Genomic DNA, 24,879 nt, shown 5'->3' on the forward strand with positions numbered 1-24,879 from the left:
CATTTATATACGCAATATTCTACAAATTTCGCGGCGAATCGATGCATATCAACCCGCCCTTCCCCTTACTCCGGTGAACCGCTTTACGCGAGAATCATTCCACGACGCCAACCGCTTGTGACCTTGCCCATACGATGCACCGGCCGCTCCCTATCCTTCACATATCACCATCGAACCCGCCAGTTGCACAAGCGCGCGTCCCCTACTATTAGATCGGGGCAGAAATACGCAAATTATTCCCCCTCCCGAGACGAGCAAAAGATGAGCGGCAGCTACAAAAAAGCAGGTCAAATCGCCAGCGAACCGATCGCGCTTAAAAACCACGTGCGTTTTGTCACCGCCGCGAGCCTCTTCGACGGCCACGACGCCGCGATCAACGTGATGCGCCGCATCATCCAGGACAGCGGCGCCGAGGTCATCCACCTCGGGCATAACCGCTCGGTGGTCGATATCGTCGAGGCGGCGATCCAGGAGGACGCGCAGGGCATCGCGATTTCGAGCTATCAGGGCGGTCATATCGAATTCTTCAAATATATGCACGACCTGCTCGAAGAGCGCGGCGCCGGGCATATCCAGATCTTCGCCGGCGGCGGCGGCGTCATCGTCCCCGAAGAGATCAAAGAGCTCGAAGACTACGGAATCGTAAAGATTTTCAGCCCCGATGACGGCCGCTCGATGGGCCTGCAGGGCATGATCAATTTTATGCTCGAGAAGACCGATTATGATGTCACCGAGCAGGGTTCGACGCCGAGCGCGGAGCTGATCGCCCAGAAGAATACGCTCGCCATCAGCCGGGCGATTAGCTTTGCCGAGCACGCGAAATTCGACGCGCTCGCGCTGCCCAAACCGACAAACCCCGCCCCGGTGGTCGGCATCACGGGCACCGGCGGCGCCGGCAAATCGAGCCTCACCGACGAGTTCGTGCGCCGCTATGTGCATGATTTCGAAGACAAAACCGTCGCGATTATCTCCATCGACCCGACCCGGCGCCGCAGCGGCGGCGCCCTTTTGGGCGACCGCATCCGCATGAACTCGCTGACGCCCGAGCGCACGTTTATGCGCTCGATGGCCACCCGCCAGAGCAAGGGTGAGCTGGCCGCGGCCATCGACGAGGCGGTCCATATCGCCCAATGCGCGGGCTTCGACCTCATCGTCGTCGAGACCAGCGGCATCGGCCAGGGCGACGCCGATATCGTCGACCACTGCGACCACTCGATCTACGTGATGACCAGCGAATTCGGGGCGAGCAGCCAGCTCGAGAAGATCGATATGCTGGACCTGTCGGACTTCGTCGTCATCAATAAATACGAGAAGGCCGGCAGCCTGGACTCGCTGCGCGCGGTGCGAAAACAGGTGCGCCGAAACCGCAAATTATGGGACGCCGAGGACGATGACCTGCCCGTATTTGCCACCATCGCCAGCCAATTCGGCGACAGCGGCGTCACCGCCCTTTATCAGGCGGTGATCAAGAAGGCGTTCGGCGAAGTGCCCCCGTCGAAATGGAAGGCCGACGGACCGGTCACCCAAAAACAAAACGAGATCATCCCGCCGGCCCGCGAGCGCTACCTGGCCGAGCTCGCCGAGACCTGCCGCGACTACCGCGCCCAGGTCGAGGCCCAGGCCGAGCTTGCCAGCCGCCTCTACCGCATCGAGGGCGCGCGCGCCGAGTTGGCCGACGCGGACGCCGACGATTTGACCCAGGCTCTGGAGGCGCGCCACACCGCCATCGAGGCCGACCTCACCCGCGAAACCCAGAAGCTCCTGGAGGGTTGGGAAGACCTCAAAGCGGCCTATGACGGCGACGAGACGATCATCGAAATCCGCGGCAAAGGCGTCCCCTTTGAGCTGGTGACCGAGTCGCTCTCGGGCACCAAGATCCGCAAGGTCGCGCTGCCTAAATACCGCGATTGGGGCGACCAGATCCGCTGGCAGATGCTCGAAAACGTCCCGGGACGCTTCCCCTACACCGCCGGCGTCTTCCCCTTTAAGCGCGTCGACGAGCACCCCGCGCGCATGTTCGCCGGCGAGGGCACGCCCGAGCGCACCAACCAGCGCTTCCATTATTTGAGCCAGGGCGAGAAGGCCAAGCGCCTGTCCACCGCGTTTGACTCGGTGACGCTCTACGGCGAGGACCCGGCGCTTCGCCCCGATATCTACGGCAAGATCGGCAACTCAGGGGTGAGCATCTGCTCGCTCGACGATATGAAAAAGCTGTACGCAGGCTTTGATTTGGCCGACCCCTACACCAGCGTGTCGATGACGATTAACGGCCCCGCGCCGATCATCCTGGCGATGTTTTTGAACACCGCCATCGACCAGCAGGTCGAGGCCTACCGCACAGAAAATGGGCATGTGCCCGAGGGCGAAGCCTACGAAAAACTCTACGACGACACGCTTCGCGCAGTGCGCGGCACCGTGCAGGCCGACATCCTCAAAGAGGACCAGGCCCAGAATACCTGCATCTTCTCGACCGACTTCGCGCTGAAGATGATGGGCGATATCCAGGCGTATTTTATCGACAAAAAGGTGCGCAATTATTATTCGGTCTCGATCAGCGGCTATCATATCGCCGAGGCCGGCGCGAACCCGATCACCCAGCTCGCCTTCACGCTGGCCAACGGCTTTACCTACGTCGAATATTATCTGTCACGCGGCATGCATATCGACGACTTCGCCCCGAACCTGTCGTTCTTTTTCTCCAACGGTATGGACCCCGAATACACGGTGCTCGGGCGCGTCGCCCGGCGCATCTGGTCGGTCGTGATGCGCGAGAAATACGGCGCAAACGCGCGCTCGCAGCGGCTCAAATACCATATCCAGACCTCCGGGCGCTCCCTGCACGCCCAGGAAGTTCAGTTCAACGATATCCGCACCACCCTGCAGGCGCTCCTCGCCCTCTTCGACAATTGCAATAGCCTGCACACCAACGCCTATGACGAGGCCATCACCACGCCCACCGAGGCGAGCGTGCGCCGCGCCCTGGCCATCCAGCTCATCATCAATAAGGAGTTCGGCCTGGCCAAAAACGAGAACCCCAATCAGGGCTCGTTTATCGTCGAGGAGCTCACCGACCTGGTCGAAGAGGCGGTGCTCCAGGAGTTCGAGAATATCAGCAACCGCGGCGGCGTCCTCGGCGCGATGGAGCGCCAATACCAGCGCAGCCAGATCCAAGAAGAGTCGATCTATTACGAGCGCAAAAAGCACTCGGGCGCCCTGCCGATCATCGGCGTGAACACCTTCTTGTCCGACGCCGACGAGGACGAGCACGACCTGGAGCTTATCCGCTCCACCGAAGCCGAAAAGAAGGCCCAGATCGCCAACCTCGCCGCGTTCCAGCAGGCCCGCGCCGACCAGGCCGAAGCCGCGCTCGAGCGGCTCAAGCAGGCCGCGCTCAACCACGGCAATATTTTTGCTGAGTTGATGCACACGGTGCGCTACGCGAGCCTTGGGCAGATCACCCACGCGCTTTATGAGGTGGGTGGGCAGTATCGGCGGGCGATGTGAGTAGGACGGAGCCCGGACGGCCCTGGCTTCAATGCTCTTGCTATTGTGGGTCACACTCTTGGGCTTCGCCCAATGCGGGCCGGGAGGCCCGCACTCCGATAAATCAAACGGACGGCCAAGCAAGGAACTCAACAGATGACTCAAGAAAACCCCACATACGATCTCTATATTGAACCACTGTTGGCTCTACTTGCCGAATACCCGTCAGGGCTCAAAACATCGCAAATCTACGAAGACCTCGCCACACGCATGAGCCTTTCGCAGGCGCAACGCGCCGCCCTACTGCCCAGTGGTACCCAACCGGTCTATCACAACCGAATTGGCTGGGCGCACGACCGCCTAAAGCGCGCGGGGCTTTCGCGGAGCATCAAACGCGGCACCTGGGCGTTGACTCAACGCGGCAGGGCGGCTGCCGAACTATACGCCGCCGGAATGCCGGCCGAACTCCATCAGGCGATTGCCAGGCCACGAGATAAAGGCGTCCCGGATGAATTAATCAAGCTCGACCCATATGAGTTTGACGGCGGCGAAATGCTCCCGCCAAACCTCGAGGTACAAATTGACGCGTTCGACGCTGAGACATTCACCGCAGTCGAAGCCGCCAAAATCGTGCTCGCCGAGGTCGACGGGCCGCTCCATTATGGCGAAATTACCCGGCGTATATTGGAGCGCGGCTTGTGGACGACCAGCGGCGCCACGCCCGATGCCACCATCGGCGCGAAGCTAGCCGTGGACATCAAAAACAAAGGCGACGCGTCGGATTTTATACGAATAAAACCGGGCATTTATGACCTAAATCGAGACGGGCTCGAGACTGCATCAGAGGCCGAAATCGAGTGTATCCCCGAAGACCCAGACACGTCAGCACCTGAATATATATCGACGCTTGAGCCGCTGTCCTTTACCGACGCCGCCGAGCGCATCCTGCAGGTCTTCGCCGAGCGCGAGCCGATGCATTACGCAGAGATCACGGACCGCGCGCTCGATCTGGGGCTGCTCGTTAGCGAGAGCAAAAACCCGTCGACCACCCTCAACGCGTCCATCCTTCAGGAGACCAAACGACGCAAAGAGCGCGGCGACACGCAGCGCTTTGAGATGCTCGGCGACGGCATGATCGGGCTTACACGGTGGAACCAGACCGGGCTGACCGCCTATATTGAGGCTCACAACGAAAGCGTACGTCGCAGGCTTCACGAGCAACTTCACGAGATGGACCCCACCGAGTTTGAGGAGTTAGCCGGGCAATTGCTCGTCGCGCTCGGGTTCACCGACGTGGCCGTCACGACGCGTCATAACGACGGCGGAATCGATGTGCGTGGCACCCTGGTCGTCGGCGATGTCATTCGCACCAAGATGGCCGTCCAGGTCAAACGCTGGAAGAGCAATATTCAAACGCCCATCGTCCAACAGGTCCGCGGAAGCCTTGGCTCTCATGAGCAAGGCCTGATCATCACCACCAGCGACTTTAGCGCGGGTGCCCGCGCAGAGGCCGAGCGCTCCGACGCCGTGCCGGTCGGGCTGATGGACGGTCAGCAATTGGTGCGGCTGCTCGTCGAATATGGTCTGGGCGTCGAGAAGGACGCGTTGAATCTGCTGCGCCTTAGTTAAGCTGGGCGCCTCGCGCAGGCCGCCCCCCTCGACGATCACTCCCATACCGCGTCTGACCCGCCCTCACCCCTCAAAAAACGTCGGCCTTAGCCTAAAATCGAGGGCTATCGCCTCAAAAACCGGCCCTTTGCCCCATTTTTTGAGCCCCAAGCCCTCAAAAATCGTCACTGTCGACGCAAATTTGTCGGGCCAAGCCCTCAAAAATGAGGCAGGTGGCTCATTTTTGAGGGCAAAGGCCTTCTAAGTTACGGTTGAGGTTCCGAATTTGTCGGGCGCAGCCCTCCCGGCGCGGGGTGCCGGGCGGGTGCATCAGGCCGAGAGCCCGGACTCCTTCGTTTGCGCCGCTCGCACCAACGACAAAACGCCCCGCCCCATTCGATGGGGCGGGGCGTTTTTATGTGCGCCTGGGCTTCAACCGCCCTGACCCACGTAATTTTAACAAAAATTTAACGCCATTCGCCTCCATACACACCGCTCCAATCCTTGCCACCCAAATAAACAGGTGACATTCTAAAGGCACATCTTTGTAAAATATTACTATGGACGGGAGCCACACATGGCGAAGAGAACGTATGCGTTTCTATTCTTGCTATTCTTTGTATTTGCTTGCGGCGATGACGCGCCAAGCGCGAAAGAAGAAATCGATTCTAGTTTAGCCGATCTAGAAGAGAGCAGCGAAGAGTACAGCAAGGAGTTTTGTGTTTGCTATGCAGATATTACCAATAATGGCGATATGAACCAGTGTATCATGGAGCAAGGGACCACCAACCCGCTCCCCACGGCATGTGAGCGCGATGTTGCCGAGTGCTATGCCGAAGATTATACCGTATTTATCCGCTGCGCCACGAACGCGATCGACGAGTTTCGCCGCTGCATCTCCTCATGCCCAACCTCCAGCTCTCAGATCGACAGTTGCGTCAACACGCTCAACATGCGCCAGTCGACCTGCGACAAAAATTTACCGGCGGATGTGAAAATCCATATGGATGCGTGTACTTCCGGTCAAAAATTCACCTGCGATAACTAATCGCACCAACGACAAAATGCCCCGCCCCATTCGATGGGGCGGGGCGTCTGTGTGTCAGCTTCCGAACAATACTCTCACTCCGCCGATGCCGGCATCGCCTCGGCCTGGCCGCGGGCGGCCAGGCGGCGCACGCTGAGCACCACAAAGACCACGACCGTGGCCGCAAACCCGCTGCGGATCATCGGGGCGCCGAGCTGCTCGCCGAGGATCAACGTGCCGGCGATGAGCACGAAATAGGCGAAGCCGATGCGCAGACGGCTGGCGTCGATGCGTTTGTTGACCTCGGCGCCCACAAACGAGCCGATGATGGAGGCGACCAGGAAGGCGACCGCCAACTTATAGTCGATGGTGACGTGGCTGATATGGCCGAGGAAGCCGGCGTAGGAGTTCATCGTGACGACCAGCAGGGAGGTGCCGATGGCGCGGCGGATCGGCAGGCCGGCGACGACGACCAGGGTCGGCACGACGATAAATCCGCCGCCTGCGCCGACCAATCCGGTCAGAAGGCCGACGCCAATCCCCAGCGGGATGAGCTTTCGAAACGGGACGCGCCTCGGCTTGGGGGCGTCGTGGGTGACCGCGGCGGCGGCGGGGGTTTTGCGCCCCCGAAGCATCATCACCGCGGCGAGCAACATGATCAGCGAGAAGCCGGCGAGCAACATTTCACCGGGGAAGAGGCTGGCGAGGTTGCCGCCCACGAAGGCGCCTGCCATGGCGCAGATGCCGAAGACCACCCCGGCCCGCCAGGCCACATTGCCGGCGCGCGCGTGCGAGACCACCGCGACCGCGCTGGTCGTCCCGATGACGAAGAGGCTCGTCGCGATGGCCGACTTTTCGCTGAGTTCGACCAGATAGACCAGGGTCGGCACGGCCATAATCGAGCCGCCCCCGCCCAACAAACCCACGACAAAACCCACGATGAGCGCTGCGATGATTGCGATCGTCGACATGCGATTTCCGGCAAGAAAAACACGATACCAGGCGTCGACGACCTCGCGCGCGCTGCGCGAAGTCGCCGGGTCGAACGCCTGATTTTAGATGCTGCGATTCAGAGGTGATGAGGAGGAGACGCGGGCGCCTGACTCAGAGCACTACCGCCTCGTAACCCGCCGCCTGGAGACGGGCAAGCTCGATAAACCCGTTGGGGACCACCTCGACGCTCGGGGCGAGCGCGGCGGGGTCGATATTCATGGCCTCCAGGGTGATGCCGCAGGCGACCACGCGCACGTCGCCCTCTTTTTCGGTGCGCTCGATCTCGGCCTGAATATCGGTGTCGGCGAGCAAAAACTCCACCGCCGGACCGCAGACCACGATCGTGACCTGGTCGGCCTGGTAGCCGCCGACTCCCTGGAACATCTGGCGCGCGGTGAGCAGGCCGACCTGCAGGTGGCGCTCGGTGCGCACCCCGATGGCGGCCTTATGGGGTTGCTCGGCTTGCTGCGCGTTGGCGCCGAGCGCCTGCGGCTGCGACTCGGCGCCCGCCGTCGCGCAGCCCGAGGCGAGCGCGGTCAGACCGACCAGTAAAATCATCAGCGACAGCAGCTTCTTCGTCGTACTCAACAACATATTAGGCTCCGTAAAAGACATGCTCCAAGAGACGCCCGGGCGTGGGGGCTCAGACCTCGTTAAGCTCGGTCTCGCCCTCGTCGCGGCTCGGCTTAAAGACGTTGACCGGGATGCGCAGGTAGCGCACTTCGTTGCCGCTGGGCTGCGGCAGATGCCCGGCGTCGACGTTGACCTGCACGCTCTGGAACAGCAGGCGCGGAGCCTCGAGACCGGCGTCGCGCTCGTCGCGGAATTTGATGAACTCCTCTTTGCTGCGCCCGGCCGGGATCTGAATATTATTGGCCTTTTGCTCGCCGATGGTCGTCTCCCACGCCAGCTCGCGCCCCCCGGGCTGATAGTCGTGGCCGACGAAGACGCGGGTGTCATCGGGCAGCGCGTAGAGCTTTTGCACCGACTCGTAGAGGTCGGCGGAGCTGCCGCCGGGGAAGTCGCAACGCCCGGTGCCCATATCGGGCATAAAGAGCGCGTCGCCGGTGAAGATCGCGTCCTCTACCTTATAGGTCACGCACGCCGGGGTGTGCCCCGGGGTGAAGATGGTCTCAATGGTGAGCGTTCCCACCTGGAGCGGCTCATCCTCATTGAGGAGCAGGTCGAATTGACGCCCGTCGGTGGGGAAATCAGCCGGCAGGTCGAAGACGTTTTTAAAGACCTTCTGCACCTCGGTGATGCGCTCGCCGACGGCGAGTTTCGCCTGCGGGAAGGCCTGTTGGACGATCTGCGAGCCCGACAGATGGTCGGCGTGGGCGTGGGTCTCCAGGATATATTGGAGCTTGAGGTCGTTGTCCTTGACGAAGGCGATCAGCGCGTCGGCCGACTCGGTCCAGGTCTTCGAGGACTTCGGCTCATAGTCGAGCACCGGGTCGATCACCACGGCGTCGCGGGTGTCGACGTCGTAGACAACATAGGAGAGCGTGGACGTACGAGTGTCATAAAACGATTTAATTTCCATGGTGCAACCTCCTAGTTTGGGTGGATTATGACTTCTTCAACTGTTTATCGAAGGCCGTGAAGAGGAACATCCCTGCGGCCATGGCAATAACAAAAATAAACGCGGGCGCCTGCAATGAGACCAGCGAGGTGATCCCGGGGCCGGGGCAAAAGCCCGCGATACCCCAACCGATGCCGAAGAGCGCGCCGCCGGTCACCAGTCGCCAGTCGATATCCTTGCTGGTGGGCAGGTGGAATTTCTCGGCAAAGAGCGGACGCTGGCGCTTAAAGATGAAGCGAAAGAGCACCAGGTTGACCAGCACCGCGCCGCCCATGACAAAAGCGAGGCTGGGGTCCCAATTGCCAAAGAAGTCCAAAAACCCGATGACCTTGCTCGGCTGAGTCATGCCCGACAAGACCAGCCCGATGCCGAAGAGAATACCTGAAATTAACACGATAGAGCGGTTCATTATGCACCTCCAAGGAGCAGATTCATCACGAAGACGGTGATCGCGCCGGTGGCCATAAAGGACACCGTCGCGACCAGCGAGCGGGCCGAGAAGCGCGGCAGGCCGCACACGCCGTGGCCGCTGGTGCAGCCGCTGCCGAGGCGGGTGCCAAAGCCCACCAGCAGCCCGGCGAGCGCGACCATCCAGGGCGCGCGCTCCACCGTGATGGCGAAGGACTCGGGGGTAAAGAGCATCATGAACGCTCCGCCCACCAGGAGTCCGCCGATGAACAGCGCGCGCCAGCCGAACTCGCCTTTTTGGGGCTGAATCACCCCGTTGAAGATCCCGCTGATGCCCGCGATGCGCCCGTTTGCGCCGAGCATAATCGCGGCGGACAGCCCGATGAGAATGCCCCCGATGGTTGATGCGAATGGCGTGAAGTTTTCCATAACTATTATCCTACTGCGTTGATATATAACGTGAATTCGTTGCGAAAGCGTTCGAGACTTGAGTTCAGGGTGTGGCCACCGATTTCTTGGCGGCGCGCCGGGTGCCTAAATAGCGCAGGCCGAAGGCGACCGCCGCGATCACCACGGCGAGTATCATATTGAGAATCAGAGGCGATTCGAGCTGCTCGCCGAGGATGAGCGTGCCGGCGATGAGGACGAAATAGGCGAAGCCGGTGCGCAAGCGGGCGGCGTTGATGCGCTGGCTGACCGCCGCGCCGGCAAAAGTGCCGATGACCGAGGCGACCGCGAAGCCGCCCGCCAGGAGGAAGTCGATCTCCACGTGACCGAGATAACCGGCGAAGCCTGCGAAAGATTTCAGCGCGATGATCGCCAGCGAGGTCCCAATGGCCAGGCGCATCGAAATGCCACCGAATATCACCAGGGCAGGCACGATGACAAACCCGCCACCGGCGCCGACAAGGCCGGACAAAAGCCCGACCGCCCCGCCCAGGGCGAGCAACTTCGCGGCCGAGACCCGGGGCTCGGCGCCCGGCTGGGCCGCGACCGGCACCTTCGCCCCGCCGCGAAGCATCAGCGTCGCCGACAGCAACATGATGGCCGCGAAGCCCCCGATCAACAACTGACCGGGGATCAATTTGGCAAAACTGCCGCCCAGGTAGGCGGCGGCCATCGCGGCGCCGCCGAAGATGCCGCCGGTGCGCCAGTCGACGTTGCCGGCGCGGGCGTGTGAGATCACGGCCCCCAGGCCGGTCGCGCCGACCACCAGGAGGCTGGTCGCGATGGCGACCTTATCCTCCAGACCGATTAAATACATCAGGATTGGCACCGCGAGGATCGAGCCGCCCCCGCCCAATAGGCCAAGTACGAATCCCATCGCGAGCGCGGCGATGATTGCTGTGATTGTCATAATATCTCCTTGGCAACGGTGCACCAAATAAGTCAATAGCTACTTCCGCCAGCCTATAGTGCATTTGGCGTGCCAACATTGAAAAAGCCCGCGCTGCGCCGGCCAAATGCGGCCATCACGCCGTTGTGGAGGCGATCGCTGAGCTTAACCTTACCGAAGCTCGCTATTGCATGAGATGCTAAAACGGGCATAATGTTTCAAATTGTTTCGACAACGCCCAATAAAACGAAACCCCCTTAATAATCTCGAACGTGACATCGCAGCAGCGCGGGACCACCGAACCCTATGCACTATCCTCCACAAACCGACGCGACCTCCTTTTATGGCATGCTCACCGTCTCCGAGAAGATGCTCGAGTTTTTTGAGCTCGTGCGGCGCGTGGCGCGCACAGATGCGCCGGCGCTGATCCGAGGGCAGACGGGCACCGGAAAAGAGTTGGTGGCCAGCGCGATTCAGCAGCTCAGCCAACGGGCCGACAAGCCCTTCGAGGTGCTCAACTGCGCGACGCTGACCCGCGACCTGCTCGAGTCGCGGCTCTTCGGGCATAAGAAGGGGTCGTTTACCGGCGCGATTCGCGACCAGGAGGGACTCTTCGCGCGGGCCGACGGGGGGACGATCTTCTTGGATGAGATCGCCGAGGTCCCGCTGGATTTACAGGCGAAGCTGTTGCGGGTGCTCGAGGAGCGCACCTACACGCCGGTGGGTGGCACCGAATCGGTGAAGGTGGACATCCGGCTCATCTCGGCGACCCACGTGTCGCTGCGCGAGGCGGTCAATCAGGGGCGATTTCGCGAAGATCTTATGTACCGAATTCGGGTGGTGCCGCTCTTCTTGCCGCCGCTCAACGAGCGCGCGGGCGATATCGAGCTGTTGACCTGGCATTTTGTCGAGCGATTCTCCCGGGAGTCGGGCCGCGATATCACGGGCATCGAGGGCCCCGCGATGCGCGCGATCCTCGAGTATCCCTGGCCGGGCAATGTACGGGAGCTAAGAAATGTGGTGCGCCGCGCGCTGATTATTGGCAGCGGCCCGACGATTCAACTCAAAGACCTCACGCCCGAGCTGCGTGGGGAGACGGTGCCCGGAGACACCGAGCAGGAGGCGCCGGCGTTGACCGAGCGGCAGCTTGAATATCAGCGGCTGGTCGCCGCGCTGCAGGAGAGTGGCGGCAAAAAACAGGAGGCGGCCGCGCTGCTGGGCATCAGCCGCACGACCTTGTGGAGAAAGCTGCGGGAGCATGGGATCGCGCAGCCCTGATCGGGGTGATTCGGGCTGCGCGCCACGCCGAGCCCAGGTCAGGGCTTCTCGATCTCGACGTCGACCCAGACCAGGTGGTGGTCCGAGATCTTGATGAGGTCGGCGTGCTCAGCGTCGCTGGCCGGCCAGAAGACGCCTTTGTCGACGACGGTCAGATCTGCGGAGGCCAAGGCGTAATCGACCCGCAGATTCCCGACGCTATTGTCGTTGAAGTCGGCGGTGTCGAGCGCGGGGTCGCCCGTATGAGCGGTATTAACTCGACCGTCGCGCTCGTTCGCCTCGACTGCCCCGTCGCTGGTCGGCTTGGGGTCCTGGACACGCGGATGGGAGAGCAATCCGAGCAGCGCTTCGCGCCGGCTATTGCCGTCGTTCGGGTCGCTATTGAGGTCGCCGAGCAGCACAAATGCCTCGTCGCCGAGCCCGCCGCTGACGCCCGAATCGTCGGTCAGGTACGCGCTCTGCTCGGCGCCCGAGATATAGTCGACCCACACACGAATCTCGTCGTGGTTTCGCCGGCCGTTGCGGTCCTCGGGGCCGTCGAAGCTCGGCGGCGTCGGGTGACTGATGAGAAGATGCAGCGGCGTGCCGCCCACGTCGATCGCGACATCAGCGTGGTTCTTCGACGACAGGCGCATTACGTCGACGGCCTCGGCCGAATACCAGTCGGTGGGCTGCAGGTTATCGGGCATATCGCGCCATAAGAAATTCTGAAATGTGCGCACCTGGTCGGCCTTAATCGGGAAGCGCGACAGCACGACCATGCCGTATTGGCCGGGGAATTGGCCGAATCCGAAGGCGTCGTCGCCGTAGCCGCGCGAGCCGGGCGTCATCACGACGCCGTCCTTATTATTGAGGTCGACGCCGCTGGGGATGCCCGTGTTGGTGGTCGGGATATAGTGATGGGCGTACTCGATCGCCCCGGCGCCGTTCTGGTCGACGCTGAGGTAGTCGCGCATAAAGATCTTCGCGCTCTCGCCGTCGGCGTCCCAGTCGAATTCGTTGAGCAGGACGATATCGGGGCGCACCCGCTGAATGAGCTCGGCGACCTTGCGCGCCTGGGCGTCCTCGCCGCCGGTAAGCCCCTGGAGCAATCCACCGTCGGTGCTGCGAAACAGCGAGGTATTATAGGTCGCCACGCGGATCTGCTGAACTTCGACGGGGGTGGTGTCGGCCCCCTCACCGTCGGCTTGCTGGACGTCCCCGGTCGCCGCATCGGCGCCGGTGTGGTCATCGACCGTTTCGGGCGAGGAGCACCCACCCAGCATCATCGTCAGGCCGACGCAAAGCGCGCCTAATAGACCAACCTTCGGGAGGTGAGCGAATCGTGGAGAGTGCAGCGAGGCGGGTTGAGCGGTCATATTTAAATCCCTAATAAACGCGAAGATAAGTCGTCCGAGACGAGCAATCGCATAGCAGTCGTTCTCGCGCGATGCCATAGCATATTCGTATAACGTTAAAAACGCCCCGAGGCGCGAGCGCTCGGGGCGTGGGAGACAACGCATCGCATCTTCAAATTATTCAGGGAGATTCGAAGACGTGGACCTGGGTTTCGCCGCCCATACCGCTGGGATAGGCGACCACCGTGGCGAATTTGCCGTCCTTATTAAAGGAGACCGTGCGGGCCGCGCTCGGCGGGATCACGCCTTGCTCAGCAAGTCGGCGCAAAATAATCGACGCCGTTGCGGGCTTCCACCCACGGTTTTGCATGGCGCGGTCATAAAATTGGATGGTCTCATCGACGTGCTGGTAGCCGACGAAGACATTGGTGCCGTAATTCGCCTCTTTACCGGTGCCGCCAAAGCTCATGATGCGGCGGCACCCAAGACACGCGGGCGCCTCGGAAGACACGGCGAGGTCGGAGCGCTTGGAGTCCGGGGCAAATTTGTCCATCTCCAATTTATCGTCACTCCAGACCGCGGAGATCATCGTCTTTGCCTCGTCGGGCGCGCGACGCGCCTCGACATAGCGCATAATCTTGACGCTATCCTCAAGCGAGCGTTTCGCCGCGATCTGCTCTTTGAAGAAATCGACCGCGTTGTCGGCCTCGCCTTTGGAGGTCGCGCCCGCCATGGCCACATAGCCCGGGCGGATCGTTATGGGGACCAGGCCACCGGCGAAAAAATCATCGAGCTGCGCCCGCTTGCTCTCGCTCCATCGCTCGACCTTCTTACTCTCACTCTTCTTGCCCAGCGCCTCGAAGGAATCGACGCGCGGGAAGCTGGGCAAAATGCGCGTGTGCATCTTTTTGTTTACGCCGTTTTGCACCAACTCTTGCTGAAAAGCGTGCAGCACTTCCATAGGCGAGGCGTCGGTGGTGGCCATCGAAAAATAGACGGTGTTGCCGTTCCAATCGTAGGCCCGGGGCTCCTCCATGTCGAAGGCCTCCAGGGTATCGGCGAAGCGCTTGCTTTTGGAGGCGGGCGCGAACATATCCATCGAGAGGATGGTCGCCTCGGCCGGCTCGACCTCGCCGCCGGGCGAACTGAAGGTGACGACCGCCCACGCGATGGCGCAGATCAGCGCGCCGCTGGCGCCCAGCTTTAAACCGCTGATCAACAGTTTATTAAAATCTATCGTCATCATCGTCTCCAATACGCTCGGGATTCATCAACCAACAAACAGGACGCTACGTGTGAAGCAGCCAGGGGCGCGGCTCAACCGCCCCCTTCCGCATTCTGCTCTTTGATCTCGTCGGCTTTGTCGTTAATCGTGTCCGCATCTAGTTCATCGGCGTCAAAATCCCCGGTGTCCGGGCTGCCCTCGGCGTCCCAGCTGGGGTCGCCGCCAAAACGCATCATCTTGGAGTAATTCTCCTCGCCTCCGGCGAGCAGACGGTTCATCAAGAAGGGGCGCCACTTCGCGTCATTGCCCGTCATCGGCTTGGGGGCCACCAGAATATTTGCGTGGGCCGAGGCCGGAATGGTGACATTGAACATCACGTCGGTGTCGTAATTCGACTCGGTATAGACCTCGCCGTAGCGGATGCCCGCGCCAAGCGAGCCCACCATACCTGCCGAGGCCACCACATTGCCGATGGCGTTTGTGACCGTCGATAGCCAACCGCCGCCGGTATTATAGTCGGTGCTGGAGTTGAGCACGCCGTCGTAGGTGACCTTCTTGGGATAAGGGCTGCCGACCTGCAAGACATCATCGGGATCGGTGGTGACGTCAGGCATCGTATGGCCCGGCACAACCTGCAGCGGCAGGGTCCTGCCGTAGGACTCACCGAGCGTACCAGTGACCGCCATCGCGCCCATCGTGGCCGAGTTAACGCCATCGATAATCTGGTTGGGGTTTTGGCTCATCCCGGCCAATGTACCGCTCTCATATGCAGCCGCGGCGCCGCCAGAGATGGGCGTAAAATGAACCCATTGCGGGTCGCTGGAGCTATCACCACTGCCTGGCGAATCGTCGGTCGCGCTGACCTCGAAGACCCCGTCCCACAGGCCGGTCTGGACATCGAGTTGGTTGGACGTGGTGTTCATCCCGAGTCGCCCCAGCGAGATGATCCCGCCGAGCATCAGAATCCAGATGGGCAACGTCATGACCATCTCGGTGAGCGCGGCGCCGTCTTCATCGCGCTGGAACCCGATGAATAATGGACGCAAAACCTTGTTTCGAATCGTACCAATATTCATTTGGAGAGCCCCTCAATTTTTTCGTTATCGAATGTCTGGGTCGCCATGATGAGGCGCGCCAAATCATTAATCCAACCGGTGCCGTCGACGCCCTGGCCGTCGGTCAGGTCGCCTAGCTTCTCGCCTGCGGCCAGTATAATCGACACGTCATTATAGGCGGCGCCCAGGGTCACGCCGCTATTGCTCCACTCGTCCGGCAACGCGACGGGCCGCATACGAGCCGTCCAAGAGGGATGCCAGAGGTCGGGCATGCCGGAGTCCTGGTAGGTGATCTCCGAGCGACTCATGGCCAAATAGCCGCCGGACTTGTAGATATGTTTTTTGAGCGTGCCGAATTTCACATCGTCGCCCATCAGGTCAAGGCGGTTTCGCCCCTGATTCATGCGCTCGGCGTCCGCCCGGTAGGCGAAGGTCAGCGTCGACGCGTTGAGCATCCATTCGGCGGGGTTGTCATATTTCGGGATGCGCCAGGGGCGTCCTGGCTCCTTATAAACGTTGTTCATCTGACTTTTGCACATCATCTTCATCTGCGCCGCCGCCAGGCCGCCGGTGACCAGATAGATGATGATCGACTTCCAGTTGGTGTCCGAATTGATGAGGTTTTGGAGCTCATAATCGGCAAAGTGGGTGATATAATCGACGGTGGACCCGACGCGCCCGCACATGATGTCGGTACCGTCGTCCTCGGAGGCCCGCTCGACCGGCAGCTTCGCGTCGATCCCGGAGCCGTTCATATTGAGGCCGTTGATCGAGATCGGCAGGTTAATTCCAGGGAAGTCATTCTCGGGCACCGGGAAGCTCGCCGACATATGGGCGCCGTTGCGGATACCGCGCTGGATGCCCTCGGCAAATGCCCACCAGGGGGTGAGCTCGGCCATATACTTCTGGTAATTGTCCAGCGCGATCACGTCGTCCTTGAAATACCCCCCGTTTAGACTCGACTTAAACGTGCCGCCGTCCTGCGCCTCGTCGAGCACAATCTCGACGAGCTCCGCGGCAAACTCGATCATCTTTTCGCATATCGTCGCCAGAGACCCAAACGACACAACCGCCAGCACGCAGGCCGCCACCGTGGCGACCGCGGTGAGCGCCCCCAACTCGGCGAATGACACCCAGAGCGCGGCGTAGAACGAGGTCATCCCAATGGTCACGCGCTTGGCGACATTGGAGAACGCGATCATATTCATCGAGCGCGCCTTGACCGCCGACTCGCTCCAGGCGGCGGTATCCGCAGCCTGCTGCACCCGGATCTTATCGCGCCCCGCCTCGCCGGCGTCGAACACGACCAACGCCATCATAAAAACCATGATGAGCGCCGCCAGCACCAGCAGTATAATCGCTCCGCTCTGGTTGGCGTGAAACCGTCTCAATTGCTTATCTATGAATTCCATGAGCGCGTATCCTCAAAATTAATCGCAACCTTCAACATCGCTGTCGACACCACCGCTGCGGCGCTGAGAGTCAGCCGCTTGACGGGGGGTTATTCGGGTCATAGCCGCCATCCTCGCTGCCCTCCCAATCAACGCCGCCTTCAAGGTCGGGCTTACCGCCGTCGGGCTGCTGCTCGGGGACGTTGCCGACCCCATCCGGGGTCTGGGCGTTGGGCTTAAAGGGCTGGGTGCGAAAGCTATAGGTTCGCTCATAGACGCTGAAGAGCCCCTCGCGCCCATCGACGACTTCGAACTTCCCAAAGATGCGATTCGCAAAGGGCATCACCTGCTGGAGCTTGAAGGTAAGATCGACCTTCGTGCGCCCGCTGTCTTCGCTGATCTCAACTGAGGTAGCCTGATAGGCGTGGGTAAATTTGCGCACGCTTCGGGTCATAAAGCTCGACTCATCCAGCGCCCGTGAGATGCTTAGATTGCTCCGGGTCGCCCGGGTGTTGCCGCCGGTCTCAAAGCCCGACAGAATATCCGGGATATTCAGGATCGTCCCGAGAATATCCTGAGACGAGGCCATCGCATCTCGGGTGTCCTTAAACGCGCTGTTGCTCTCGGTGTCCTTTAAGAAGTCTCCCGGGGCGACCGGCGTCATGACCAGCGCTGCCGCAATCCGCACCCGATTCTTGGCCTCCTCGGCGGTGACCTCGGTGGACACGCGCGTCACGCCAACCTCGGGCTGCCACACCCACGCGGCGCGCGCAGCCTGGTAGACCGCGACATTGGCCAAGATCCCCCCGATATTATTGACCGCCAACTGCGCCATGCCGAAGCAGAGCAAGAAGAAGACCGGCAGCACGATCAGGGTCTCGGTCATCACGCTGCCGCGCTGGCCAAGCCGATGAATCACCTGGGGGCGAGGGCGCGTCCACAATTTGTACATGATAACGCAAAGCGCCCAGATGCAGGCGGACAATCCAATATGCAGGAGGATCGACGGCATCGAGCGCTGAATCATCGCCGGCGCGACGCGGTGGGCCGACAGGACGAGCTTCAGCGTCGACATCGGCACGATCAACAGCGCGATGCTCGACGCGATCAGCGTCACCGCGCCCACATGGCCCAGAGACGTAAGCATCCACGCGGAGACCCGAGACGATACGTCATCAATGGGGGGCTGTTCGTTCATTATTTTTATATCGCTCTTAGGGGAGCCTAACAACCTTATTATACAACCATCAACACCTTACTCGCCTGCCATTCATCAGAAAACTTCAATCAATTCTCTGAGACTGAAACTACAAAATCATCGCGACTAGATTGGAAGGCGTGCCCTTCAAGCTACCAACACGCGCATTACCAGTCAATTACATCGGGCTCATCGCGGCCGCCGACCGGGTTTACCGTCCAAATCTGGCGGCCCGTCTTGAGTAATTTTTTCTCAATCGTGACCTCCGTGCCCTCACGCATCGCCGTCTCCTCGATTTCGAGCTCATCGGCGGGCGTCCCTGCGCAAAACCCGATCACCGTCCCGGTGCTCCCCGATTTAATCATCACCTGGAATTCACCACGGTCCCACAGCGTCTGGGTCTCGTTTGAATGCGATTCAATGGTCATATTTCTCTCCCTGATTGTCTAGAATTTAGCGCTGCCGATTCGGATGCACTTTGGATGCATTTTGGATGAATTTTCGCCGCACGAAGCCAACGGGTGCTAATTTTGAGCAAAGACCCAGTCTACAGACCGCAGCCCTCGCTTTCAAATCGCCCATCACGCCCGCTGACTTCGTGGCGAAATACGCTCACCAGTCCGTAATCTTATAATCTTTTAGGAACTGGCCCCACACATGCTCGCCGGTGTTAATGCCGTGGAGAATCGGGTCGACGATTCGCGCCGCCCCGTCCACGATATCAAGCGGCGGGTGAAAACGGTGCAGCTCGCGCTTCAGCCGCGCGTGGTGGTCCGGGTCCTCATCGGTCACCCAGCCGGTGTCCACGCTATTCATATGAATGCCCGACTCAATATAGTCGGGCGCGCTGGTGCGCGTCATCATATTCAGCCCGGCCTTGGCCATGTTGGTATGCGGATGCCGGTCGGTCTTAAAGACCCGGTAGAACTGCCCCTCCATGGCCGAGACGTTCACGATATGCTTGTCGGCCGTGGGCACCTTTTCCATCAGACGTTTGAGGCGCGCGTTGATAATAAACGGCGCGACCGCGTTGACCAGGTGAACCTCCAACATTTCGATCGCGGAGACCTCGTCGAGCTTGAGACGCCAGCTATTTACCTTGCGCAGATCAACCTGCTGAAGGTCAGCATCCAGCTCACCGGCCGGAAAAAGATGATGCCCACGCTCGCCATCTTCGGCGAGCAGTTCGACTTGGCTGAGGTGGGCCGAAGTGACCTTTTGGGTGGTGTCCAATTCACTGCCACCGTCGGCGAGCAACCCGCTGGCGGCGGTGGTCGGGTTGAAGGTACCGACCAGGGCAAGTTCGTCGGGGGACATCTCCTCGGCGCCAAGCTCCGCCGCCATCAGATGGTCGTAGAATCCGGACGGGCGCCGCACCGTTTGACAGGCGTTATTGATGATAAAATCGAGGCGATCGAGCGTGCGATTGAGCTCCGCGCAGAAATTCTCGACGCTCGGGGTATGGCGAAGGTCGATGCCATAGATCTTGAGGCGATCTTTCCACTCGTCGAAATCCTCCTCAGCGGCGTAGCGGCGCGCGGCGTCGTGGGGAAAGCGCGTGGTACAGATCACCGACGCCCCCGCCCGCAGCAGCAGGATCGCCGCCTGGTAGCCGATCTTGACGCGCGACCCGGTCACCAGCGCCACGCGCCCGCGCAAATCGGCGGTCTGTGAGCGCTTGGCGTAGTTGAAATCACCGCATTTGATACACATCTGATCGTAGAAAAAATGCACGTCCGTGAAGGCGTCGCGGCAGACATAGCAGGTGCGCTCCTCCTCGGTCTGGCCGATGGGCTCGGAGGCCGGCGCAGCCGCCAACTCCTTGAACTTCGACGCGTCGCGCCAACGCGGCGTCAGGAACACCGGGTTGCTGCGTTTTTCGCGGATCTCGGTCTGATCCATCAGCGCCTCGTCGTGCTCGCGGCGCTGCTGCTTTTCTTTTTTGAGCCGCGCCCGCGCGAGCTTTTTGCGCGCGCGTTTCCCCGGCCGAGACACCATGCCGGCGGCCATCAAAAACCGATTGCGCACCTCGGTCTCGACGTCAGCCAACAGCCCGCGATCCTCCTGGATTTCCTCAAGTAATTGCGTCGCATTCTCGATGCGCGCGAGCAGATCTTTTAATTCGTCAGTCACAGCTACCAACCCTTTGAAAGCCGCCCTCTTTTGGGCGGCTTAGTTGAAAGTACCACCTTGCAAACAGGTCCAGACGATTTATTCGCTGCCGAGCATAAAGGCCCGGAACGTCTTCGCCTTGATCTTGCCACGATTGATGCGCGCCAGCGCCTTCTCGGCCACCGCGTGATGCATCGCCACAAAAGTGATGCGGTCGCGCACCGAGATCAGCCCGATGGTGCCGCCGTCGAACCCCATATCGCCGGTGAGCGCGCCGACGATATCCCCGGGGCGCAGCTTATCCTTGCGCCCGCCCTGAATGGCGATGGTCATCATATCAGCCGGCTTGGGGTCGGGGAAACGGTCGGGAAGATCGCCCGCGCGGGTGATCTCAACGCCGTTAAAATACTCGTCCAGCTCGACGATCTTCTTCTGGTCCTTGTGCCCGATGATGCTGATCGCGAGCCCCTCACCGCCGGCGCGCGCGGTGCGCCCGATGCGGTGCACAAACGCCTTGGTGTCGCGCGGCAGCTCGTAGTTAATCACCGCGTCGACCTCATCCACGTCGAGCCCGCGCGCCGCCACGTTGGTCGCGACCAGCAGGCGCACGCTCTTATTGCTAAACATCAGCAGCATATCGTCGCGCTCGCGCTGCTCCAGCCCGCCGTGCAAAGCCCGCGCGGAATGCCCGGCGGCCTCCAACTCGTGGACCACCTCATCGCAGGTGTCGCGCTGGTTGCAGAAGATAATCGCCGACTCGGGCTTATGCCGGGCAAGCACCCGCTCAAGCGCGTCGATCCGCTCCACGCCCGCGATATGATAGAGAAATTGCGTGATCTCGGGGGCGTCCTCCTGGGAGACGACCGACACGAATTTCGCGTCATTCTGGAACTCCTCGCTCAGCTCGCGCACCGCGTCGGTGAGCGTGGCCGAGAAAAACAGCGTCTGGCGCGAGGCCGGCGCAAAATCGGCCACCTCAGACACGTCGTGCACAAAGCCCATATCGAGCATGCGATCGGCCTCGTCGAGCACCAGCGTTGACAGCTCAGACAGGTCCAGGGTCTCGCGGCGAAGATGGTCGAGCACACGCCCCGGCGTCCCCACCACCACGTCGACCCCGTGCCCCAGCGACTCGCGCTGGCGCGAGAAGGGATGCCCGCCGCACAGCGTCACGATATTGGTATTGGCCAGCGGCCGGGCGAGCGCGCGCAGATTGTCGGTGACCTGGGCGGCGAGCTCGCGGGTGGGGCACAAAACGAGGGCGCCGGGGCGCGCGCCGCCGGGCTTAATATTGCGCAAGAGCGCCAGCCCGAAGGCCGCCGTCTTGCCGGTTCCGGTGCTCGCGTGGCCGAGCACATCGGCCCCCTCGAGCATCATCGGCAGGGCCTCTGCCTGGATCGCTGTCATCTTCTCGTAGCCAAGTTGGTCGAGGTTCTCGACCCATTCCGGGCCCAGATTAAGGGTTCGAAAGGTCTTATCGCTGAAAATCATAGGTATGGGGTCTATCTGGTAAATTTGTCTCATCGCGATTCGGATTCGCGACGTGGAATTCTGCGCACAAAAAAGCTCCGGAGCAAATCGCTCCGGAGCGGTTCCCTATCACGACTGGGGCGATTCGCGAAGCTAGGCCGCCAGTCGCCCCTTCACCTCGGATGTGCTCAGGTTGGTTTGGCCAGGCCCAGATGCCCGCGCAGCGTGTCGCTCTCGTAGTCTTTGCGGAAAAGCCCGCGGCGCTGCAGTTCCGGCACGACCTGCTCCACAAAATCCTCGACGCTGTGCGGCAGCGACGGCGGCATCAGGTTAAACCCGTCGGCGCCCTCATTCTTAAACCACAGCTCCATCTGGTCGACGATCTTTTTGGGCGTCCCCACGATGGTGCAATGCCCGCCGCCGGCGGCCAGGCGCCCCAGCAATTGGCGCACCGTGGGCTGCTCCGCCTCGATAATGCGCAGGATCGTGCTGTAGCGCCCCTTGGGCCCCGTAAACTCCTCCAGTGGCGGCAGCGGCGGCACCGGCGCGTCCAACTCCCAATCCATGCAATCTTTCTCGACGAACATCCCCAACTGCCGAAGCGACGCCTCGGTCGGCAATAGCTCATCCAACTCACGCTGCTTGGCCTTCGCCTCGGCTTCGGTGGAGGCCACATAGGTCACCAAACCGGGCATGATCGGAACCCCCACCGTGCGCCCCGCCGCCTTCGCGCGCCGGTTGATATCCCGATAATATTCCTGGGCGGCGGGCAAATCATAGGCCACCGCGTAGATCGCCTCGGCCCGGCTCGACGCCAGGTCGCGCCCGGGCTCGGACGCCCCCGCCTGAAACAACACCGGATGCCCCTGCGGCGGGCGCGGCACGTTCAGCGGTCCGTCCACCGAGAAGAACTCCCCTTGATGATTGATGGGCTGGACTTTTTCGGGGTCCGCGTAATGCCCCGCGCGGTCAAAGCTCAGCGCGTCCTCATGCCAGGAATCCCACAACCTGAGCACCACGTCGACGAACTCCCCGGCTCGCCGGTAGCGGTCGGCGTGCTTGGGCATGCTCTCGTAATTGTGGTTTCGCGCCTCGGCGTCGAACATCGAGGTCACGACGTTCCACCCGATACGCCCGCCCGAAATATGGTCGAGCGAGGCGAGCATGCGCGCGGCGTGAAACGGGGTATAGAAGGTGCTTGAGACGGTACTGATCAGACCGATCTTCTCGGTCGCCCGGCTCATCGCCGACAGCGCGGTCAGCGGCTCCAAAAACCACCAACTTCCGTCGGAGACGTTGCCGGCGGAGTGCCCGTCCGCCAAAAAAACGGCGTCGAATTTACCGCGCTCAGCGAGCTGGGCCAATCGCTCATAATAGCGAATATCGCCCAATTGCTCGACCGAGGAATCCGGGTGGCGCCAGGCAGCGCTGTGGTGACCGCAACCAAAAATAAATAGATTAAGATGCATCATTGAAACGACCTCTTGGATAAGAGGCGAAGGCATGGATGGGCAAGACGTTGCCGCAAGCCGCTAGGCTGACATCCCTTCGCCAGTATGAACTGGATCAGGTTCGACGGGTATTATCTCAGCCCACAGCGGCCCTGGCCGCCGGGACACCCCGTGTCGCAACTCGTCTATAACACACAAATTTTTCGATTCAAGATGGCCCGCCCCCCCGCGCGCCAAAAGGCCCCGAAGCGTCTCGCTTCGGGGCCTTTTTAGGCTTCGGGCTAATCTATCGGACGATTAGAACGAATCCGCGCTCATCATCACGGCGTCAGCTTTGCTGCGACTCGCCTTGCGCATGCGCTTGGCCGGGGCAGCTGACGGGGCCGGGGCAGCCTCCATCTCGGCCTCCTGGGCCTCCAGCTCGGCGACCTTCTCGGCGACCTTTGAGTCCGCGAACCCGTAGGCAGCACCGGCCCGCTCCATGCGCTTCTTTTGCTCGCCCAGGATCTTCTTGGCCTCGTCCTTTTTGCCCTTCTCATAGGCGTCGTTGGCGCGCGCCACGTTCTGGGCGTAGGTGATCTGCTCGACGCGCTGCATCACGGATTTGTCGACGCTGGCCAGCTTCGTGCGATCTTTGGTCGCGGTGGCGACCAATTGCCCTGTGGAGTGCACCGATTTGTCGCCCTGGACCACGTCCTTAAAGCTCAGGCGGATATCCGCGATATCGCGCTTCGCCTCGCCGCGGGCCGACACCGCCAGCTCGACCAGGATATCCTTGTGCTGGTGCGCATAGAACGCGCCCAGGTTGATGACCGCCTTGTCGCCCTTCATGGTGTGGGCGAAGCCGTGGACCTTCAAAAGCTCCACGCCCGGGCCGACTTTGAACTCGATCTTGGCGTTTCTCGCCACGACATTCGACAGGGATTTGAACTCCTTTTCGAAGATGGCCACGAGCTTCTTCTCATCTTCGACGAAATAATAATTGCCGGCGCCCTGCGATGCCATCTTCGCCATCAACTTCTCGTTATAATCCAGCCCGATACCCATCGCGCTCACCGAGATACCCTTTTCAAGCTGCTTTCCGGCCAGCGCTCCGAGCTCCTCGGGGGTTTGCAGGCCGATATTGGCGTGGCCGTCCGAGAGCAAGACCACCCGGTTGACGGAGTCATCGGTGGGGTACTTCGCCACGATCTTTGCGCCCGTCAGATACCCGCCCTCCAGGTTGGTCGACCCGCCGAGGTTCACGGCGTTGATCGCGTTGTGCAGCAACTCTTTATTTGCCAGCGTCGCGAGCACCGAATCCTGGTTGACCGTCACCGACGTGCCGTAGCTCACCACGGCCAGGCGGTCCTGCTCGGAGAGACGGTCGACCAGGGAGTGCGCGGCCGCCTTCGCCTGCTCCAGGCGCCCGCCGCCCATCGAGCCGGAGTGGTCGAGCACCACGGCCAGGTTCATCGGCGCGCGCTCCTGCAGCTCGGCCTCGCCGGCCCTCAGCTCAATGCGCGCGTGCATCGTGGTCGCCGCCTTCGCCGGCACATAGGCCTTGGAGAGCGACGCCTTGAGCGCGACCGTCCCGCCCGCCGACACCGTCGCCCCGTTGCTTCGGTCGATCTTCACGGTTCGCGCGCTCGCCGTGCTCGTCAACCCCACCAAAAGGCCCATCGCCACCACGCAAACCATCAGGTTATTATTCAAGCTCTTCATATTCAGTCTCCAGTCGTCGGTTGGGAAATAACGTCGTATCTTCGAGAATTCCTGCTGTCAGAGGGTCAAACGCAGGGGTTCAAAAAACGATCTAATTTATTTTCAACCGAAGCCTCCAAGGCCGCGTGGGGCGAGTATTAGCGGGGGAGAGATTGCCTTCTGCGATCTCGCACTTATCTTGCGCTGGACTGATTTCAAGCTGATGAATTTTGATGACACGC

At 61.1% G+C, this 24,879-nt stretch carries 20 protein-coding genes and 1 riboswitch; of the genes, 4 read left to right on the plus strand and 16 right to left on the minus strand.

The window, feature by feature from the left end:
• The first annotated feature begins 261 nt into the window (after positions 1-261).
• The 3 genes from icmF to DN745_RS13940 all read left to right on the plus strand — a co-directional run bounded on the left by icmF (position 262) and on the right by DN745_RS13940 (position 6,139).
• The gene (gene icmF / locus DN745_RS13930; RefSeq protein ID WP_111335780.1) at positions 262-3,504 is read left to right on the plus strand and encodes a fused isobutyryl-CoA mutase/GTPase IcmF; all 3,243 of its coding nucleotides are present in this window, start codon (positions 262-264) and stop codon (positions 3,502-3,504) included.
• 135 nt (positions 3,505-3,639) lie between these two features.
• A complete protein-coding gene (locus tag DN745_RS13935; RefSeq protein WP_111335781.1) occupies positions 3,640-5,112 on the plus strand; it encodes an HTH domain-containing protein in 1,473 nt (490 codons plus the stop codon).
• 556 nt (positions 5,113-5,668) lie between these two features.
• A complete protein-coding gene (locus DN745_RS13940; RefSeq protein ID WP_111335782.1) occupies positions 5,669-6,139 on the plus strand; it encodes a hypothetical protein in 471 nt (156 codons plus the stop codon).
• Between the two features lie 74 nt (positions 6,140-6,213).
• On the opposite strand, the gene DN745_RS13945 is transcribed toward DN745_RS13940, so the two are convergent.
• From DN745_RS13945 to DN745_RS13970, 6 genes are all read right to left on the minus strand, one after another.
• Positions 6,214-7,089: a sulfite exporter TauE/SafE family protein gene (locus DN745_RS13945; RefSeq protein WP_111335783.1), complete on the minus strand. Its 876-nt coding sequence runs from the start codon at positions 7,087-7,089 to the stop codon at positions 6,214-6,216.
• A gap of 133 nt (positions 7,090-7,222) precedes the next feature.
• Complete coding sequence (locus DN745_RS13950) at positions 7,223-7,705, minus strand: DsrE family protein (RefSeq protein ID WP_162687681.1); 483 nt, start codon at positions 7,703-7,705, stop codon at positions 7,223-7,225.
• A gap of 49 nt (positions 7,706-7,754) precedes the next feature.
• A complete protein-coding gene (locus DN745_RS13955; RefSeq protein ID WP_111335785.1) occupies positions 7,755-8,654 on the minus strand; it encodes an MBL fold metallo-hydrolase in 900 nt (299 codons plus the stop codon).
• A gap of 25 nt (positions 8,655-8,679) precedes the next feature.
• Positions 8,680-9,102, minus strand: coding sequence for a YeeE/YedE family protein (locus DN745_RS13960; protein WP_111335787.1), 423 nt, complete (start codon positions 9,100-9,102; stop codon positions 8,680-8,682).
• Positions 9,102-9,530 (minus strand): YeeE/YedE family protein, encoded by a 429-nt coding sequence (locus tag DN745_RS13965; protein WP_111335788.1) that lies wholly within the window; start codon positions 9,528-9,530, stop codon positions 9,102-9,104. Before DN745_RS13965 ends, DN745_RS13960 begins: the two co-directional genes overlap by 1 nt.
• A 64-nt stretch (positions 9,531-9,594) precedes the next feature.
• Positions 9,595-10,458, minus strand: a complete 864-nt coding sequence (locus tag DN745_RS13970; RefSeq protein WP_111335790.1) for a sulfite exporter TauE/SafE family protein — start codon at positions 10,456-10,458, stop codon at positions 9,595-9,597.
• Positions 10,459-10,743: 285 nt separating this feature from the next.
• On the opposite strand from DN745_RS13970, the gene DN745_RS13975 reads away from it, so the two are divergent.
• Positions 10,744-11,715: a sigma-54 interaction domain-containing protein gene (locus tag DN745_RS13975; RefSeq protein WP_111335791.1), complete on the plus strand. Its 972-nt coding sequence runs from the start codon at positions 10,744-10,746 to the stop codon at positions 11,713-11,715.
• Positions 11,716-11,753: 38 nt separating this feature from the next.
• Here DN745_RS13975 and DN745_RS13980 read toward each other — a convergent pair whose 3' ends face one another.
• The 10 genes from DN745_RS13980 to DN745_RS14025 all read right to left on the minus strand — a co-directional run bounded on the left by DN745_RS13980 (position 11,754) and on the right by DN745_RS14025 (position 24,658).
• Positions 11,754-13,073, minus strand: a complete 1,320-nt coding sequence (locus DN745_RS13980; protein ID WP_204354999.1) for an endonuclease/exonuclease/phosphatase family protein — start codon at positions 13,071-13,073, stop codon at positions 11,754-11,756.
• A gap of 160 nt (positions 13,074-13,233) precedes the next feature.
• On the minus strand, positions 13,234-14,298 hold the full coding sequence (locus tag DN745_RS13985) for a hypothetical protein (RefSeq protein ID WP_133622038.1): 1,065 nt from the start codon (positions 14,296-14,298) through the stop codon (positions 13,234-13,236).
• Positions 14,299-14,369: 71 nt separating this feature from the next.
• A complete protein-coding gene (locus tag DN745_RS13990; RefSeq protein ID WP_133622037.1) occupies positions 14,370-15,323 on the minus strand; it encodes a TadE/TadG family type IV pilus assembly protein in 954 nt (317 codons plus the stop codon).
• 26 nt (positions 15,324-15,349) lie between these two features.
• Positions 15,350-16,744 carry a TadE/TadG family type IV pilus assembly protein gene (locus DN745_RS13995; RefSeq protein ID WP_111335797.1) on the minus strand — a complete coding sequence of 465 codons (1,395 nt, stop codon included), beginning with the start codon at positions 16,742-16,744 and terminating at the stop codon, positions 15,350-15,352.
• A 70-nt stretch (positions 16,745-16,814) separates the two neighbouring features.
• A complete protein-coding gene (locus tag DN745_RS14000; RefSeq protein ID WP_162687682.1) occupies positions 16,815-17,870 on the minus strand; it encodes a TadE/TadG family type IV pilus assembly protein in 1,056 nt (351 codons plus the stop codon).
• A 218-nt stretch (positions 17,871-18,088) separates the two neighbouring features.
• The gene (locus DN745_RS14005) at positions 18,089-18,349 is read right to left on the minus strand and encodes a hypothetical protein (protein WP_111335801.1); all 261 of its coding nucleotides are present in this window, start codon (positions 18,347-18,349) and stop codon (positions 18,089-18,091) included.
• Between the two features lie 184 nt (positions 18,350-18,533).
• The gene (locus tag DN745_RS14010; protein ID WP_204355000.1) at positions 18,534-20,054 is read right to left on the minus strand and encodes an SDR family NAD(P)-dependent oxidoreductase; all 1,521 of its coding nucleotides are present in this window, start codon (positions 20,052-20,054) and stop codon (positions 18,534-18,536) included.
• Between the two features lie 78 nt (positions 20,055-20,132).
• Positions 20,133-21,524 (minus strand): ATP-dependent RNA helicase DbpA, encoded by a 1,392-nt coding sequence (gene dbpA, locus DN745_RS14015; RefSeq protein WP_111335802.1) that lies wholly within the window; start codon positions 21,522-21,524, stop codon positions 20,133-20,135.
• A gap of 167 nt (positions 21,525-21,691) precedes the next feature.
• The gene (locus tag DN745_RS14020; RefSeq protein ID WP_111335804.1) at positions 21,692-22,975 is read right to left on the minus strand and encodes an LLM class flavin-dependent oxidoreductase; all 1,284 of its coding nucleotides are present in this window, start codon (positions 22,973-22,975) and stop codon (positions 21,692-21,694) included.
• Between the two features lie 54 nt (positions 22,976-23,029).
• Positions 23,030-23,136: riboswitch (TPP riboswitch) on the minus strand.
• Positions 23,137-23,251: 115 nt separating this feature from the next.
• Positions 23,252-24,658 carry a vWA domain-containing protein gene (locus tag DN745_RS14025; RefSeq protein ID WP_111335805.1) on the minus strand — a complete coding sequence of 469 codons (1,407 nt, stop codon included), beginning with the start codon at positions 24,656-24,658 and terminating at the stop codon, positions 23,252-23,254.
• Positions 24,659-24,879: the final 221 nt, after the last annotated feature.

It is taken from the genome of Bradymonas sediminis, assembly GCF_003258315.1.
In the GTDB taxonomy this organism is placed as follows: Bacteria; Myxococcota_A; Bradymonadia; order Bradymonadales; family Bradymonadaceae; genus Bradymonas; species Bradymonas sediminis.